We start from the raw sequence: 15,354 nt of genomic DNA, 5'->3' as shown, positions 1-15,354 counted from the left end.
CTCACATGCCCGGAGGTCTCCGAGACTGTCCGGACAGCACAAAGACAGGACACCCACGTCCGGGGTCCCGGCCGGGGGCTGCTGGTCGACGCCCAGGCCGGGGGTCACGGCCGGATGTCACGGGGCCGGTGGCCAGGGGGCGCCCCAGTCGGTGTCGCGGGCGGCCCGGTAGAGGTCGCCGTGGCGCTTGGTGACCGTGGTGCGCCGCAGCGCGGGCTCGCTCTCGCACAGGTCGAGCAGGACCTGGCCCTTGCGGATCTGCGGCCGTCGCACGACCCGCGCGGGGGCGGGCTCCGCGGGGAGGCGGACGGCGGCGACGTAGCTGAACTTCTCGTCCTCGTACGCCAGGGAGCCGCCCTTGACCCGGCGGTGCAGGGAGGAGCGGCTGACCCGGGCCGAGAAGTGGCACCAGTCGGTGCCGGGCACGATGGGGCAGGCCCCGCTGTGCGGGCAGGGCGCGGCGATCCGGAACCCGGCGCCGACCAGCCGGTCACGGGCCTCGACGACCCGGGCGTAGCCGTCCGGGGTGCCCGCCTCCACTATCACCACGGCCGATCCGGCGGCAGCGGCGGCGTCCACCAGGGCGGCGCGGTCGGCGGGGGTCAGCTCGTTGAGCACGTAGGAGACGGTGACGAGGTCGGCGGCGTCCAGCGGGAGGGACCCGCCGATCCGGGCGCGCGTCCAGCGGGTGCCGTCGAGGTCCGGGTGGGCGGCGGCGATCTCCCGGCCGAGGGCGAGCGCGGGCTCGGCCCAGTCGAGCACGGTGACCGGACGGGCGCCGGGCCAGGTGGCGCTGACGGCCCAGGTGGCGGCACCGGTCCCGCCGCCCACGTCGACGTGGGCACCGGGTGTCCAGCCCGGCGCGGCGGCGGCGAGCGCCCCGAGGGCGGACCGCACGGCGGCGAAGGTCGCGGGCATGCGGTAGGCGGCGTAGGCGACGACGTCCGCGCGGTCGCGCAGGATGGGGGCGTCGGTGGGGGTGTCGCCCCGGTAGGCGGCGATCAGCCGCGCGACCGCCTGGGCCGCGCGCTGCGGGGGGAGCCCGTCGACCAGCTCGGCAAGGGCGGCACGCAGGATGTCGGCGGGCTCGTTCACCCGCCAATCCTACGGCCGCGCGAACACCGCCCCGGCCCGGGTGGGGCCCGCCCCGGGCCCCCCGGCTCACCCCGGGCACGGGGCCTCCCCCGCCGTCCCCGCGCTTCGACCACCCCGTGCCCGCCGAGGGGCCGCCGGTGGTCACATGGCCCGGACCGCCCGGGCCACCCCCGTGGCCAGCGCCGCCCGGGGCGCGTTGTCGAACGGGCGCCGCCGGGGGTGGACGGTGTTGGCGAGGAGCACCGCGAAGGTGTCCGTGGCCCGGTCGAGGACCAGCATGGTGCCGGTGAAGCCGCAGTGCCCCGCGGCTCCCCGTCCCGCCAGCTCGCCCATGAACCAGGGCTGGTCGAGGGCGAACCCGAGCCCCGGTTCGGTCAGGAGCAGGTCCACGAAGTCGGGGCCCAGGATGCGCGCGGGACCGTGGCCGCCGCCGGCCAGCAGCGCCCGGCAGAACACCGCCAGGTCCCGCCCGGTGGAGAACAGCCCGGCGTGTCCGGCGACTCCGCCCAGGGCCCAGGCGTTCTCGTCGTGGACGATCCCCCGCACCATGCCCCGGTCCGCCTTGGCCCAGGGGCGCCGCTGGTCCTCGGTGGCCGCGGCGTCGGGGCAGGGCCCGAACCGGGTGGCCGTCATCCCCAGCGGCCGGGTGATCCCCTCGTGGACGAGGACGTCCAGCCCGCGCCCGGTGATCCGTTCCAGCACGTGCTGGAGGAGCAGCATGTTGAGGTCGGAGTAGAGGTACGCGCCCCGCTCCCCCACCGGCGCCTCCTCCCGCAGCCTGCGCAGCCGCTCGGGGACGTCGGGGCAGTCGTACAGCGGGAGTTCGGGCCGCAGTCCGGAGGTGTGGGTGAGCAGCTGCCGCACGGTGACGCCCCGCGCGGCGGCGCCGGTGAAGTCGGGGAGGTACGCGCCGACGGCCGCGTCGATGCCGAGGGTGCCGCGCTCGATCTGCTGCACGGCGGCGACGGCCGTGAAGAGCTTGGTCAGGGAGGCGAGGTCGAAGGGGGTGCCGACGGTCATCGGCACCTTCGCCCCGTCGGGGAGTTCGGTGCCGGCGTCGGTGCGGGGGTCGTAGGCGGAGTACCGCACCGCCCAGCCCGACGCCTCCTCGACGGCGAGCACGGGGCCGCGTCCGGCGGCGACGACCAGCCCGGCCGCCCAGGGCCGTTCGCCGGTGGTGAGGGCGAGGGCGTCCGCGACGGCGCGGTGGAGCAGGCCGGGTTCGAGTCCGGCCCGCTCGGGTGTGTCGGGCCGCAGTCTGGGAACGCTCAGCGCCCTTCCCCCTCACCGCTCGCGCCCTCGGCCCGCGCCCCCGCGCCGTCCGCGCCGACGCCCCGGGGGCGGCACAGCGCCAGCAGACCCAGCGCCACCCCGGCGGCCACCAACTGCACCAGGGCCATGGGCACGGCCGTGTCCTCGCCCGCGATCCCGACCAGCGGGGAGGCGAGCGCGCCGATGAGGAAGGACGAGGTGCCGAGGAGCGCGGAGGCGGACCCGGCGGCGCGCTCGACCCGCATCAGGGCGAGCGCCTGGGTGTTGGGCAGCGCCAGCCCCATGGCGGACATGAGGACGAAGAGCGCGACGGCGACGGGCACCAGGCCCACGTCCCCGAAGACACCGAGCGCCATCAGCAGCAGGACGGCCGCGGCGGCGATGACGACGAGCAGCCCCGCCACCAGCACCCGGTCCAGCCGCACCCGCCCGACCAGGAGCTTGCCGTTGATCTGCCCGACGATGATCAGCCCGACGGAGTTGGCGCCGAACAGCAGGCTGAAGGTCTGCGGGGAGGCGCCGTAGATCTCCTGGACGACGAAGGGCGACGCGGCGATGTAGGCGAACAGCGTGGCGAAGGCGAAGCCGCCCGCGAGCATGTACCCGGTGAAGGCGCGGTCGGCGAGCAGGCCGCGCATGGCGCGCAGGGCGTCGCCGACGCCGCCCGCGTGGCGTTCGGCGGGCGGCAGGGTCTCGGGCAGCCGGGCCCAGACGAGGGCGCCCAGGAGGACGCCGACCGCGGTGAGGACGACGAAGACGCCGCGCCAGTCCGCGACGCGCAGGATCTGCCCGCCGATCAGCGGCGCGACGACGGGGGCGGCGCCGGAGACGAGCATGAGGGTGGAGAAGAAGCGGGCCATGGCCACGCCGTCGTAGAGATCGCGGACGACGGCGCGCGCGATGACGATGGCGGCGGCGCCCGCGAGCCCCTGCGCCAGCCGGAAGGCGATGAGGAGTCCGGCGGTGGGGGCGACGACGCACAGCGCGGTGGCGAGGACGTAGAGCGCGATCCCGGTGAGGAGGGGGCGGCGGCGGCCCCACTTGTCGCTCATGGGGCCGATCACGAGCTGGCCGAGGGCCATGCCCGCCAGGCAGGCGGTGAGGGTGAGCTGGACGGTGGCGGCGGGCGCGTGCAGGGAGCGGGTGACCTCGGGCAGCGCGGGGAGGTACATGTCCATCGCCAGCGGGGGCGTGGCGGTGAGCCCGCCGAGGAGGAACGTCAGGAACAGCCCGGCGCCCCGGGCACCCCGCTTCCCCGGCGCTCCGGGGGCCTTCGGGCCGCCGGTCCCCGGGCCGGTCCGCGCGGGGGGCGCGGCGGCCCCGTCGTCGCGAGCGGGGGCCCCGTCGTCGCGAGCGGGGGCCCGGTCCGGCCCGGGTGCCGGTGCCGCGCGGGGGGCGCCGTCCGCGCCGTCCGCCGGCGCCGCGCCGACCGCGTCATTCGCTCCGGCCGCCGTGACCGCTCCGGAGGCCGGTGCCGCCTCGGCCGTACCGGCCTGCCCGGCCGTGCCGGGTGCCGTCTCCTGTGCCGTGCACCCCGGTCGCGGTGTGTGCGGTACGGGTGCCCCGCGCTCGGGCATGCGCCCCTCCCTGTTCGACGGATCCGCCACCTATGCTCTCAGCTCGTACGGATTTGACCGAACGTGATCAAGGGTGGGGCGGTGTCGGCGGTGACGACCGGGCGGCGGGTGCGCTGGGGGATTCTGGCGACGGGCGGGATGGCGGCGACGTTCACGGCGGATCTGGTCGCCCTCCCGGACGCCGAGGTCGTGGCGGTGGCCTCGCGGACGGAGGCGTCGGCGCGGGCCTTCGCGGAGCGGTTCGGCATACCCCGGGCGTACGGCGACTGGGAGTCGCTGGCGCGGGACGCGGAGGTCGACGTGGTGTACGTCGCCACCCCGCACGCGGCGCACCGGGCGGCGGCCGGGCTCTGCCTGGAGGCGGGCCGCGGCGTGCTGTGCGAGAAGCCGTTCACGCTGAACACGCGGGAGGCCGGGGAGCTGGTCGCGCTGGCCCGCGCGCGGGGGAGCTTCCTGATGGAGGCCATGTGGATGTACTGCCATCCGCTGGTCCGGCGGCTGCGGGCGCTGGTGGCGGACGGCGCGATCGGCGAGGTGCGCGGCGTGCGGGCCGACTTCGGGCTGGCGGGGCCGTTCCCGCCCGCGCACCGGCTGCTCGACCCGGCGCAGGGCGGGGGCGCGCTGCTGGACCTCGGCGTGTACCCGGTGTCGCTCGCGCATCTGCTGCTGGGCGAGCCCTCGGACGTCGCCGCGCGAGCGGTGCTCTCGGAAGAGGGCGTCGATCTCCAGACGGGTGCCCTGCTCTCGTATGAGAGCGGTGCTCTCGCTTCGGTGCACTGCTCCATCGTCGGCGGGTCGGCCAACTCCGCCACGGTCACCGGTTCCACCGGGCGCGTGGAGGTGCCGGACGGCTTCTTCGCCCCGGAGCGCTTCGTGCTGCACCGGGACGGCCGCGATCCCGAGACCTTCACGGCCGACCCGGCCGACGGCTCCCCGGCGACCCTGGCGCACGAGGCCCGCGAGGTGATGCGCGCGCTGCGCGCCGGGGAGACCGAGTCGCCGCTGGTGCCGCTGGACGGCACCCTCGCCGTGATGCGGACGCTGGACGCGATCCGCGACCGGGTCGGCGTCCGCTACCCGGGCGAGGCGCCCCGGACCCCCGGTGGTTCCGGAGGTCTCCCGGAACCCGGGGCGCGCACGGGGTCCGGGACGCCCGGGGAGCCGGCGGCGGTCACGCCGGCTTGAGCCCCGGATCGCCGGCCTCGGTGACGAAGGAGGCGGCCGTGGTCAGCGGCGCGCCCGGGGTGGTCACATGGGAGACCGTCCTGAAGTCGGTGCGCGCCACCTCCCTGCCGAGGGCGACCGTCGCGTAGCCGCGGAGCCCGTTGAAGAACCGCAGGTGCGGGTTGGCGGCCATCAGGGTCTTCCAGTTGGACGGCCGGGCCGAGCCGTCGCCGCCGCTGGTGATGGAGCTGGTGACGATCTCGGTGCCCACGGTCCGGGAGTCCGGGTCGTCGAAGTCCCGCTTGATGTCGAAGCCGTAGTGGACGTGCACGTCGCCGGTGAGGACCATCAGGTTCTCGACCCCGGCGGCGCGCGCCCCGGCCAGGACCCGGTCCCGGGAGGCCGGGTAGCCGTCCCAGGAGTCCATGGAGACCTTGGACGGCAGGGTCGTCGCGTTGTACCGGCGGGCGAAGGTGACCTGCTGGGGCACCACGTTCCACAGGGCGTCGGAGCGGTGCCAGCCGTTGATCAGCCAGCTCTCCTGGGCGGCGCCGGTCAGGGTGCGCGACGGGTCCTCGGACTCGGGGCCGGGGTACTGCCAGCCGTCGCCGTACGCCTGGTCCGAGCGGTACTGCCGGGTGTCGAGCACGTCGAACTGGGCGAGCCGCCCCCAGTGCAGCCGCCGGTGGAGCGTCAGGGCGGGGCCCCGGGGGAGCTGCGGTCGGCGCAGCGGCATGTTCTCCCAGTAGGCCCGGTAGGCGGCGGCCCGGCGGAGCAGGAACTCCTCGGCGGGGACCTCGTCCTCGGAGACGTCGCCCGCGTAGTTGTTCTCGGTCTCGTGGTCGTCCCAGGTGACGACGAAGGGGTGGGCGGCGTGCGCGGCCCGCAGGTCGGGGTCGGACTTGTAGAGGGCGTAGCGCAGCCGGTAGTCCTCCAGCGTCACCGTCTCCCGGCGGAACAGCGCGGGCAGCGTCCCGGCCGGGTAGGCGCGGGCACCGCCGGTGTCGTTGACGGCGTACTCGTAGAGGTAGTCGCCGAGGTGGAGGACGAGGTCGAGGTCCTCCCGGGCGAGGTGCCGGTACGCCGTGAAGTGGCCCTGGTCGTAGCGCTGGCAGGAGACCAGGCCGACGGTCAGCGCGGAGGGGAGGCTGCGGGCGGCGGGCGCGGTGCGGGTGCGGCCGACGGGGCTGGTGTGGCGGCCCGCGCGGAAGCGGTAGTAGTAGACGCGGCCGGGGGCGAGCCGGTCGGCCTCGACGTGGACCGCGTGGTGGAACTCGGGGTGGGCGGTGGCCCGGCCCCGCCGGACGACGCCGCGGAAGCCCTCGTCGAGGGCGAGTTCCCAGTCGACGGTAACGCGGCGCGCGGGCAGCCCGCTGTCCGCCTGGAACGGGGCGGGGGCCAGCCGCGTCCAGAGCAGGACGGAGTCGGGCAGCGGGTCGCCGGAGGCGACGCCGAGGGTGAAGGGGTCGGCGGTGAGCCGCGCGGGGTCGAGTTCGGCGGCGCCGGCGACGCCGGTGCCGGGCAGATTGACCGCGAAGGCGAGCGCGGCGGCGGCCCCGGTGCCGGTCAGGAAGCGGCGGCGGCCCATGTGGCGTGCGGCGGCGCGGAGTTCGGGCGCGTGTCCGGGCTGGCGGTGGTCGACGGATGTCATCCGGTCCTCCCCTGGCGATGGATGCAGGGGGCATTCGAATCGCCCGGGACGACACCGTATTGGCGCGGACATGGCGAAAGCGTGTCGCGGGGATGAGTTCCCCGCGTTCCGCCACACGTACGCTGCCGAGCCATGAACACCGAGAGAACCCATGACGGGGAAGCCGCGGACGGGCACCGCCGGAAGAGCGCGGGCGGGCACGGCGGATCCGCCCCGGACCCGCGCGCCGGGGACGGCGCGGGCACCGCGCACCCCGCGACGGCCGGGCGCGGCACGATCACCGGGCCCGCCGGGCGCGACACGACCACGAACGCCGGGTCCGGGGGGCGCGGCACGGCCACGGACCCGGGGTCCGGCGGCCGCACCGGCGGCGGGCCGGGCGCGGGCCGGATCGCCGTGGTCACCGGCGCCGGCTCCGGCATCGGCCGGGCCGTAGCCGCCGAACTCCTGCGCGGGGGCTGGTCGGTGGTCCTCGCCGGACGGCGCCTCGCGCCCCTGGAGGAGACGGCGGCCCTGGCTCCCCCGGGCGCCACGGCGCTCCCGGTCACCGCCGACGTCTCACAACCCGCCGACGTGGAGGCCCTGTTCGCCGCCGCGCGCGGCCGGTTCCACCGGGTGGACCTGCTGTTCAACAACGCGGGCACGTTCGGTCCGGCCGGGGTCCCCGTCGAGGAACTCCCCTACGAAGCCTGGCGGCAGGTGGTGGACACCAACCTCAACGGCGCGTTCCTGTGCGCGCAGGCGGCGTACCGCGCGATGAAGGAGCAGACGCCCCGGGGCGGCCGGATCATCAACAACGGCTCGGTCTCCGCGCACGCCCCGCGCCCCCACTCGGTGGCGTACACGGCGACGAAGCACGCGCTGACCGGGCTGACCAAGTCCCTCTCGCTGGACGGCCGGAGGCACGGCATCGCGGTCGGCCAGATCGACATCGGCAACGCGGCGACGGACATGACGGCCGGGATGGCGGCCGGGGCGCTCCAGGCGAACGGCGAGATCGCGCCGGAACCGGTGATGGACGTCGCCGACGTGGCGCGCACGGTGCGGCACATGGCGGAACTGCCGCTGGAGGCGAACGTGCAGTTCACGACGGTCATGGCGACGGCGATGCCGTACGTGGGGCGGGGCTGAGCCGAGTCCGGCGGCGGTCCGCGCGGCGCGCACGGGGAGCCGGAACGGCCCTCATGGCCGGTCTTCGCACAGGCGCGCCATTGCGGCGGACCACGGATCTGTGCTGAACTCTCCTTCACCAGAACTTCACAGACGGAGTGCTGATCTTCCGTCAGATTCCGCCGGACGCGCAGACCATCGCGAGGGGGGGGAGACGGCGGCCGTTCAACGGCACCGACTGGGGGTGGACCCGCGTGGCACCGCGGATGCACACCGGTGACGTGGAACGGCCGCCGTCCCGTACGCGGCCCCCGGCCTCCCCTGCGGAGGCGGTCACGCCTGGCCGGTCTCGAACCGCGCGATCCTGCCCTCCTCGTCGACGGTGAAGTCCCACCGGGTGCGCATCTCGCCCCAGGTGTCGTTGCGGTAGCGGGCGACGAGGGCGCGGCCCCCGTTGGACTCCCGGTCGACCTCCAGGTGCCCGTGGGAGGAGAAGATCTCCTGGTCGATCCACTGGCCGAGGTCCCGGTCGTCGCCGTCGTCGGCCATGGTGGCGTCGGGCGCGAGCAGCGCGAGGAAGGCCTCGCGGTCATGGGCGTTGACGGCGGCGACGAAGGCGCGGACGGCCGGGTCGCTGAGCCGGGTGGGCTGAATCGTCATGCCGGTCAGCGTCACACCGCCCCCGGGCCCCCGCCACCGGGCCGCGCGGCGGAGCGTACGGGGCGGGCCCTGCCGACTCGGGGAGGGCGGTGTCGGATGGCCGGTGCCGGATGGCCGGTGCCGGGGACCGGAGCCGCGCCGTCCTGTGACGGGGCCCGGTCGGCCGGGTCCGCCCCGGTGCGGGGCCGGGTGTACGGGCGTACTGGGCCGGGGGCGCCGGACGGGACCGGAGCCGGGAGAGCCGGACGGGACCGGAGCCGTGCCGTGAGGGCATGGGCGGACTGCGCCCGACCGATGGCCGCTGCCAGAACCCGGCCCTGACGGCCAACGCCGGGGCGCCTGGCGCGCTGGTGCCGATACCGGAGCGCACGGGCGGACGGCGCCCGACCGAGAGCCGGAGCCGGAACCCGGGGCCCGGGGCCCGGAGGTCGGAGGTCGGAGGTCGGAGTCGTGGGCCAGGACCGGGAGCCAGCCCGGGGCCGGGGCCCGGGGCCGGGAGCCGGGGCCGGGAGCCGGGGCTCAGGGCCGTGAGCCACCCGAACGGCGTTCCGGGCGGGCCCGTACCGCCGGGCGGGGCGAAGGTGGGCGGGTGGAAGCCGTCACCGTACGCCCGGGAGCCGAACATGACCTGCTTCGAACGCCGTGATCTGGGCCTGCTGCTGCTCCGGCTCGGCACCGGCGGGGTACTGGCGGCGCACGGCGCCCAGAAGCTGCTCGGCTGGTTCGGCGGCGGTGGGATCGAGGGGACCGGCGCGTTCATGGAGTCGGTGGGCTACGCCCCCGGCCGGACCAGCGCGATGGCGGCGGGCCTCGCGGAGACCGGCGGCGGGGCGCTGCTCGCCCTGGGCCTGGCGACCCCGGCGGCGGGCGCGGCGGCGGCCGGGGCGATGGCGGGCGCTGCGGCGGTGCACGCCCCGAACGGCTTCTTCGCGCAGGGCGGCGGCTACGAGTACGCGGCCTCACTGGGCCTGACCGCCATCGGCCTGGCGGTCACCGGCCCCGGCCGGATCTCCCTGGACCACGCGCTGGGCCACGCGGTCAACCGGGGCTGGATGGTCCCGGCGGCGATCGGCGCGGCGGCCGCGGCGACGGCGGTGGTCGTCGGGGCGCGCACCAAGCGGGTGCGCAGGGCGGCGGAGGGCGAGCAGGAGCCCCTGTTCCCCTGAGCGTGCCGCCGAACTCCCCCGGCGGGCGCGGGCACCGTGGGAGGCTGCCTCCCATGACCAGCGACATTCCCGGGGACGCCCCCTCCGCCCCTTCTGCCGCCGTCCCCTCCCCCGCCGCCGGTGCGGACACCGCCGGCCTCCTCCCCTGGGAGACCGTCGACGCCCTGTGGCGGTGGCTGGAGCGGGAGCAGCCGGTGGGCGGCCGGGAGGGGCTGCTGCTGCGCGTGCTGAAGCTGTCGGAGGAGGTGGGCGAGGTCGCCGAGGCGGTGATCGGGGCGACCGGCCAGAACCCCCGCAAGGGCACCACCCACACCTGGGACGACGTGGGAGCGGAGCTGTGCGACGTCGCCCTCACGGCGCTGGTGGCCCTGCGCACCCTCACCCCGGAGCCCGGCCGGGTCTTCGCCCACCACCTGGCGCGCGTCGCGGACCGCTCCCTGACGACGGACTCCTGAACGGACCCCGCCAAGGAGGACGCCGCTGCCCGGGGTTCCTCCGGCTAGCGCCGGAGGATGACGACGGAGGGGACAGGACGCCAGGTGGAGCGGGTCCGGCACCTCAACCGGACGGTGGCGGAGCGGGTGGAGGCACCCCACGTTCCCTGTCCCGGCGGCGCGCGCCCCTGACTCGTGGACGGGCGCTCCTGTGACCGGCGGTCAGACCGGCAGGTCCCGGGAGCGGCCGCCACGTGCGGGGAGCCACACGCGCCGGGTGCCGTCGGGGGCCACGGTCCGGCACGGGGCGGAGTGCGGCGGTGAGCCCGCGCGCCGCCGGGCGGTGAGGGCGTCTTCCACCCGGTCCCGGAGAAGGAGCGGGCCGTGCTGGTACGCGTTCCGGCCGTCCTCGGCCCGTTCGGTCCACGCCTGCGATCCGGTGGCGGTGTCCACGAGGATCACACCGGTTCCGGAGGTCATGGGTTCGGCGGACGGTGCGGCGAGCCGAACGGGGTACCGCCCGGGGGTCCACCGGTGTCCGTCCAACCGGAACGGGCCGTTGCCAGGGCAAGGTTCGCGTGGTATCGCTTCGAGGCCACTCGCCGGGCCCGGCCTACCCCGCGGGGGAGGCACGCCGACAGGCGAAAGCGCCTCTGCCCTGCGGCCCGCCGGTGAGCGGGGGTGGCGGCAGACGAGTCGGGCTGTACGCCGGGTTCTGTTCCGGCGGGACCTCGCGGTCCCGCCGGTGACGGCCATCCATCTAGGACCGGCGTTGCCACCGGCCTCCAGCGGTCTACCCGCGGACTCGGGCGGGCCGCCCTCGAACATCCGCGCAGAAACACCGGGGTGTTTCCTTCTTGACCTTGCTCCGGGTGGGGTTTACCTAGCTGCCCAGGTCGCCCTGGGCACTGGTGGTCTCTTACACCACCGTTTCACCCTTACCGGGGGCCGAGGCCTCCGGCGGTCTGTTTTCTGTGGCACTGTCCCGCGGGTCACCCCGGGTGGCCGTTAGCCATCACCCTGCCCTGTGGAGCCCGGACGTTCCTCGGGAAGCCCCCGTCAAGGGGACTCCACGCGGCCGTCCGCCCGGCTCGTCTGCCGTGTCGACCATGGTACCGGGCGGGCGCGCCGCCCCGCTGCCCCGGCCGCCGTCGCCAGGACGGAACCGGTGAGGATCAGCGCGAAGGCGGCGGCGACGGCCCCCGTCAGCCGTTCGCCCAGGAAGAGCGCCCCCGCCGCCACCGCGACCGCCGGGTGGACGTAGGTGATGACCATGGCACGGGTCGGACCGGCCTCCCGGATCAGCTCCAGGAAGGCGACGAAGGCGACGGCCGTGCACACCACCCCGAGGACCGCCAGCGCGGCCAGCACCCGCCCCGGCGGCAGCTCGGCCGGCCGGTCGAGGACCGCGGCGGGGGCGTGCACCACGGCCGCCACGGTCAGGCAGAACGCGGTGAGCCGCAGCGAGGGCACGTCCCTGAGGTGGCGGACGGCGATCAGCGGCGCCACGGCGTAGCCCACCACCGTCACCAGCACCTCCGCCAGCGAGCGGGCGTCCCCGCCGGTCAGGTGCGGCACGGTGAGCACCCCCACCCCGGCCAGGCCGAGACCGAGCCCGGCCAGCCGCCGCGGCCCCAGGTGCTCGGCGTCGCCGAGGAGCCGGGCCAGCAGCACGCCGACGATGGGGACGCCCGCGATCAGCAGCCCCGCCGTGGAGCTGGACAGCCGGCGTTCGGCGTCGGTCAGGGTCCACCAGGGGCCGATGATCTCGACGGTGGCGAAGACCAGCAGCGGCTTCCAGTGGGCGCGGACGGTCGCCGCCGTCCTCCCCCCGCGCAGCGCGAAGGGCAGCAGCAGCGCGGCGCCCAGCGCGCAGCGGGTGAACACGACGACGGACGGGGAGACCGCGTCCACCGCCACCTTGATCAGCAGATAGGGAATGCCCCAGACGACTCCCATCAGGGAGAACAGAATCCAGCCACGTGCGGTCATGCGCCGAGTCTCGGCCGGTTCAGCGGTGCGGGTCTTGAACGCTGTTGCGGTACGCCGCCGGGGTCACGCCGAGGACCCGGCGGAACCAGCGGGTCAGATGGGCCTGGTCGGCGAAGCCCACCAGCGCGGCGGCCTCGGCGGGACGCAGCCCGGCCTCCAGCAGTCCGCGCGCCCTGGCCACCCGGTGCTGGGCCAGCCAGGCGTACGGCGGTATCCCCATCGTCGTGCGGAAGGCGCGCAGCAGTTGGTAGCGGGAGAGGCCCAGGTCGCCGGCGAGGGCGGACAGGGAGGGCGGGGCGAGGAGTTCACCCGCGAGCCGGTCCCGTACGACACGGGCCACCCGGTCCGCGCCGGGCACCACGAGGCCGGCCGCACGGGCCGTGGAGTGGCGGCGGACCAGGGCCGCGAGCAGCCAGGGGACGCGGGACTCGGCCTCCAGCGGATCGGGGCGGCGGGCCAGCGCGGTATGGGCGGCGTGCAGGGCGCGGGCGAGTTCCGGGTCGTGCACGACGGGTTCGGGGAAGTGCGGGAGACCGCCGCCGGAGGTGCCGTCGGCCAGCAGGTCCGGGGCCGCGTACAGGGCGCGGTAGGAGTAGCCGTCGGAGGCGGCGGGGCCGCCGGTGTGCATCTCACCGGGTTCGAGGACGACGAGGGAGCCCGGTCCGGAGCGGATGGTGCCGCCCCGGTAGGCGATGGCCTCCAGGCCCCCGACGGTGACGCCGACGGTGAACTCCGCGTGCGCGTGCGGGGCGTAGACGTGGCGGTCGAAGTCGGCGGTGAGCAGGTCGAGGGGCGGCCCGCACCGCCCGAGCCGTGCCCGCGTCCACCGCGCCCGCTCCCTGCCGTCCACCGCGCCACCCCCTCGGGCCCACGGGATCAGAGGGAGCCCGCCCTTGTCCAGCACCAGGTGGCCGGATCTCGACGGTGACGGGGAGCTGCGGGCCGGGGCGGGGGGAGGGACGGGTGGGACGTCGGGCGGGGCGCGGCACCGCCGGGAGCCGGGACGCCGGGACGGCCGGGACGCCGGCGGTACGGGGTCCGGGGCGGGGGACGGCCGATGGGACGGGCGATCGCCAGGCACGGTGGGCGGGGCGGGCGATCGGCGGCGCGGGCGCGCCGACCCGGCGGCGGGGCAGGCGCGCCGACTGGGCAGCGGGGCAGGCGGCCTGACCCTGCCGCGACGTCAACGTCTGTACTGGGCCCATGCGGATCGGAGAGATCGCCGCCATCGTCGGTGTCACGACGCGGACCGTGCGGCACTACCACCATCAGGGCCTGCTGCCCGAACCGGAGCGGCTGGCCAACGGCTACCGGACGTACACCCTGCGGCACGCCGTCGTCCTGGCCCGTGTCCGGCGGCTGACCGAGCTGGGCCTCGGTCTGGCCGAGGTGCGGGACGTGCTCACGGACGACGCGAGCAGGGACCTGCAGGAGGTGCTGGAGGAGCTGGACTCGGACCTGGCCCGGCAGGAGGCGGAACTGGCGGAGCGGCGGCAGCGGCTGCGGTCACTGCTGCGGACGGAGAGTCGGCCGACGGCCGAGGGGCCGATGTCACCGGAGCCGGCGGAGCTGTTCGCCCGGATGGCACCTCTCGCGGGGGACTCCCCCATGGCGGCCCGGGACCGCGAGGTGCTGGCGCTGCTGGACTCCACGGTGCCTCCCGGCGACCGGGAACGGCTGCTGGAGGCGTGGAGGGGCGCGGTCGAGCCGCCCGACGCGCTGGAACGGGCCGGACGGGCCTACGCCCTGCTCGACGCGCTCGCCGACGCCGGGCCCGGCGATCCGCGCGTCGCGGAGGCGGCCCGCGCGCTGGCCGCCTGCGTGCCCCCCGGCCTGCTGGACGGCGCGGAGGAGGGGACGGGCGCCGGTGCGGGGAGCGGCGCCGGGCACGGTGCCGAAGGGCTCTTCCTCCGCGCCCTCTACGCCGACTTCGCGCCCGCCCAGGCGGAGGCCGTCCGGCTGGCCCTGCGCCTCGCCTCCGGTGACGGGCCATGAGGTGCGCCGGGCTCCTCGCGCGCCCCGAGCTGCGGGTGCTGGCCGGGCTTGCGCTCTGGGCGGCGCGGCGGCCACCGGAACCGGAGGCCGGACCCCCGCGCGGGACGGACCCGGGCGGCGGCCCCCCGCCCCGCGCGCCCGGACCGGCCGCGCGGGGACGCGCGGGCCCGGACGCGTTCCCCGGCCGCGGCCCCCCGGCCCGCTCCGTCGCCCCGGCCCGCCCTGCCTCCCCGGCCCGCTCCGTCGCTCCGGGCGGGACGCCTCCGGGGCGCGCCGGCGGATGCCCCAACGGACCGTCGGCCGGGGGCGCGGCGGGCACGCCGTACCCTGACCGGGGGCCCGATCCGAAGGAGTACGTGTGCTTGTCCTGCTGCCGCCGTCCGAGGGGAAGGCCGCGTCCGGCCGCGGGGCCCCGCTGAAGCCCGAGTCGCTGTCGCTGCCGGGGCTGGCCGACGCGCGGGAGACCGTGCTCGCCGAGTTGGTCGAGCTGTGCGCCGGGGACGAGGAGAAGGCGCGCGAGGTACTGGGGCTCAGCGAGGGGCTGCGCGGCGAGGTCGGCAAGAACGCCGCGCTGCGGACCGCCGGGGCCCGGCCCGCGGGCGAGATCTACACCGGGGTGCTCTACGACGCCCTCGGCCTGGCCACCCTGGAACCGGCCGCGAAGCGGCGGGCGGCCCGCTCGCTGCTGGTGTTCTCGGGGCTGTGGGGCGCGGTGCGGGTGAGCGACCGCATCCCCTCCTACCGCTGCTCCATGGGCGTCAGGCTGCCCGCGCTCGGCGCGCTGGGCGCGTTCTGGCGGGCGCCGATGGCCGCGGTGCTGCCCGAGGCGGCCGGCGACGGGCTGGTGCTGGACCTGCGGTCGGCGGCGTACTCGGCGGCGTGGAAGCCCAAGGGCGCGGTCGCCGCGCGGACGGCGACGGTGCGGGTGCTGCACGCGCCGACGGGGAAGGTCGTCAGCCACTTCAACAAGGCGACCAAGGGCCGGATCGTGCGGAGCCTGCTGACCACCGGTACCGCGCCCGGGACGCCCGAGGAGCTGGTGACGGCCCTGCGGGACCTCGGGCACACGGTGGAGACCCGGACACCGGGCGGGGCGGGCCGTCCATGGGCGCTGGACGTGCTGGTGGACGAGATCCACTAGCCCGCGCGGCTTCCCCCGGCGGTGGCCGGGCGCGCGGGTGCGGGTGTGCGGGTGCGGTGCCCCCAGGAGTGCCGAAGCGATTCGAACGCCCCGGTGG

General features: G+C 76.5%; 15 protein-coding genes and 1 other RNA gene. 8 read left to right on the top strand and 8 right to left on the bottom strand.

Translation table 11 applies throughout. From position 1 onward, the window contains the following. Window positions 1–117 precede the first annotated feature (117 nt). The 3 genes from GTY84_RS05960 to GTY84_RS05950 all read right to left on the bottom strand — a co-directional run bounded on the left by GTY84_RS05960 (window position 118) and on the right by GTY84_RS05950 (window position 3,944). Window positions 118–1,095: a small ribosomal subunit Rsm22 family protein gene (locus tag GTY84_RS05960; protein ID WP_161225033.1), complete on the bottom strand. Its 978-nt coding sequence runs from the start codon at window positions 1,093–1,095 to the stop codon at window positions 118–120. A gap of 141 nt (window positions 1,096–1,236) precedes the next feature. Next, window positions 1,237–2,367: a serine hydrolase domain-containing protein gene (locus GTY84_RS05955; protein WP_202550060.1), complete on the bottom strand. Its 1,131-nt coding sequence runs from the start codon at window positions 2,365–2,367 to the stop codon at window positions 1,237–1,239. Next, complete coding sequence (locus GTY84_RS05950; protein WP_237532088.1) at window positions 2,364–3,944, bottom strand: multidrug effflux MFS transporter; 1,581 nt, start codon at window positions 3,942–3,944, stop codon at window positions 2,364–2,366. The genes GTY84_RS05955 and GTY84_RS05950 overlap by 4 nt, the downstream gene beginning before the upstream one ends. A gap of 81 nt (window positions 3,945–4,025) precedes the next feature. Here GTY84_RS05950 and GTY84_RS05945 point away from each other — a divergent pair, with 81 nt between their 5' ends. After that, the gene (locus GTY84_RS05945) at window positions 4,026–5,129 is read left to right on the top strand and encodes a Gfo/Idh/MocA family oxidoreductase (RefSeq protein WP_161225390.1); all 1,104 of its coding nucleotides are present in this window, start codon (window positions 4,026–4,028) and stop codon (window positions 5,127–5,129) included. Here the strand turns inward: GTY84_RS05945 and GTY84_RS05940 are convergent. Next, entirely contained in the window at window positions 5,116–6,759 is a 1,644-nt protein-coding gene (locus GTY84_RS05940) for an alkaline phosphatase D family protein (RefSeq protein ID WP_161225032.1), read from the bottom strand. The genes GTY84_RS05945 and GTY84_RS05940 overlap by 14 nt on opposite strands. Window positions 6,760–7,149: 390 nt before the next feature. Here GTY84_RS05940 and GTY84_RS05935 point away from each other — a divergent pair, with 390 nt between their 5' ends. Next, a complete protein-coding gene (locus GTY84_RS05935; protein ID WP_161225389.1) occupies window positions 7,150–7,890 on the top strand; it encodes an SDR family oxidoreductase in 741 nt (246 codons plus the stop codon). Between the two features lie 312 nt (window positions 7,891–8,202). Here the strand turns inward: GTY84_RS05935 and GTY84_RS05930 are convergent, their stop codons facing one another. Next, window positions 8,203–8,529 carry a nuclear transport factor 2 family protein gene (locus GTY84_RS05930; RefSeq protein ID WP_161225031.1) on the bottom strand — a complete coding sequence of 109 codons (327 nt, stop codon included), beginning with the start codon at window positions 8,527–8,529 and terminating at the stop codon, window positions 8,203–8,205. 623 nt (window positions 8,530–9,152) lie between these two features. On the opposite strand from GTY84_RS05930, the gene GTY84_RS05925 reads away from it, so the two are divergent. Continuing rightward, on the top strand, window positions 9,153–9,695 hold the full coding sequence (locus tag GTY84_RS05925) for a DoxX family protein (RefSeq protein ID WP_161225030.1): 543 nt from the start codon (window positions 9,153–9,155) through the stop codon (window positions 9,693–9,695). Window positions 9,696–9,748: 53 nt separating this feature from the next. Continuing rightward, a complete protein-coding gene (locus tag GTY84_RS05920; RefSeq protein ID WP_237532087.1) occupies window positions 9,749–10,150 on the top strand; it encodes a MazG-like family protein in 402 nt (133 codons plus the stop codon). A 201-nt stretch (window positions 10,151–10,351) separates the two neighbouring features. Here GTY84_RS05920 and GTY84_RS05915 read toward each other — a convergent pair whose 3' ends face one another. After that, window positions 10,352–10,609: a hypothetical protein gene (locus tag GTY84_RS05915; RefSeq protein ID WP_161225029.1), complete on the bottom strand. Its 258-nt coding sequence runs from the start codon at window positions 10,607–10,609 to the stop codon at window positions 10,352–10,354. A 208-nt stretch (window positions 10,610–10,817) separates the two neighbouring features. Continuing rightward, window positions 10,818–11,223: RNase P RNA component class A (rnpB, locus tag GTY84_RS05910), an RNA gene on the bottom strand. A 179-nt stretch (window positions 11,224–11,402) separates the two neighbouring features. Here rnpB and GTY84_RS33525 point away from each other — a divergent pair. Next, window positions 11,403–11,645, top strand: a complete 243-nt coding sequence (locus tag GTY84_RS33525; protein ID WP_237532086.1) for a hypothetical protein — start codon at window positions 11,403–11,405, stop codon at window positions 11,643–11,645. A gap of 165 nt (window positions 11,646–11,810) precedes the next feature. Then, on the top strand, window positions 11,811–12,065 hold the full coding sequence (locus GTY84_RS05900; RefSeq protein WP_161225028.1) for a hypothetical protein: 255 nt from the start codon (window positions 11,811–11,813) through the stop codon (window positions 12,063–12,065). Window positions 12,066–12,140: 75 nt separating this feature from the next. On the opposite strand, the gene GTY84_RS05895 is transcribed toward GTY84_RS05900, so the two are convergent. Continuing rightward, on the bottom strand, window positions 12,141–12,971 hold the full coding sequence (locus tag GTY84_RS05895) for an AraC family transcriptional regulator (RefSeq protein ID WP_161225027.1): 831 nt from the start codon (window positions 12,969–12,971) through the stop codon (window positions 12,141–12,143). Window positions 12,972–13,324: 353 nt separating this feature from the next. Between GTY84_RS05895 and GTY84_RS05890 the strand changes: the two genes are divergently transcribed. Both GTY84_RS05890 and yaaA read left to right on the top strand, forming a co-directional pair. Further along, window positions 13,325–14,116, top strand: a complete 792-nt coding sequence (locus GTY84_RS05890) for a MerR family transcriptional regulator (RefSeq protein ID WP_161225026.1) — start codon at window positions 13,325–13,327, stop codon at window positions 14,114–14,116. Between the two features lie 358 nt (window positions 14,117–14,474). Continuing rightward, window positions 14,475–15,257, top strand: a complete 783-nt coding sequence (gene yaaA / locus GTY84_RS05885) for a peroxide stress protein YaaA (RefSeq protein ID WP_161225025.1) — start codon at window positions 14,475–14,477, stop codon at window positions 15,255–15,257. Window positions 15,258–15,354: the final 97 nt, after the last annotated feature.

The organism is Streptomyces sp. SID8352, assembly GCF_009862265.1.
In the GTDB taxonomy this organism is placed as follows: Bacteria; Actinomycetota; Actinomycetes; order Streptomycetales; family Streptomycetaceae; genus Streptomyces.
The sequence above is the reverse complement of the archived record's forward strand: the minus strand, read 5'-3'. Positions and strand labels throughout refer to the sequence as shown.

Bases quoted from the DNA above. Each gene is read 5' to 3' on its own strand.
- GTY84_RS05950 (WP_237532088.1), bottom strand. From the start codon at position 3,944: ATGCCCGAGCGCGGGGCACCCGTACCGCACACACCGCGACCGGGGTGC.
- GTY84_RS05940 (WP_161225032.1), bottom strand. From the start codon at position 6,759: ATGACATCCGTCGACCACCGCCAGCCCGGACACGCGCCCGAACTCCGC.
- GTY84_RS05930 (WP_161225031.1), bottom strand. From the start codon at position 8,529: ATGACGATTCAGCCCACCCGGCTCAGCGACCCGGCCGTCCGCGCCTTC.
- GTY84_RS05925 (WP_161225030.1), top strand. From the start codon at position 9,153: ATGACCTGCTTCGAACGCCGTGATCTGGGCCTGCTGCTGCTCCGGCTC.
- GTY84_RS05920 (WP_237532087.1), top strand. From the start codon at position 9,749: ATGACCAGCGACATTCCCGGGGACGCCCCCTCCGCCCCTTCTGCCGCC.
- GTY84_RS05915 (WP_161225029.1), bottom strand. From the start codon at position 10,609: ATGACCTCCGGAACCGGTGTGATCCTCGTGGACACCGCCACCGGATCG.
- GTY84_RS33525 (WP_237532086.1), top strand. From the start codon at position 11,403: ATGGCACGGGTCGGACCGGCCTCCCGGATCAGCTCCAGGAAGGCGACG.
- GTY84_RS05900 (WP_161225028.1), top strand. From the start codon at position 11,811: ATGGGGACGCCCGCGATCAGCAGCCCCGCCGTGGAGCTGGACAGCCGG.
- GTY84_RS05890 (WP_161225026.1), top strand. From the start codon at position 13,325: ATGCGGATCGGAGAGATCGCCGCCATCGTCGGTGTCACGACGCGGACC.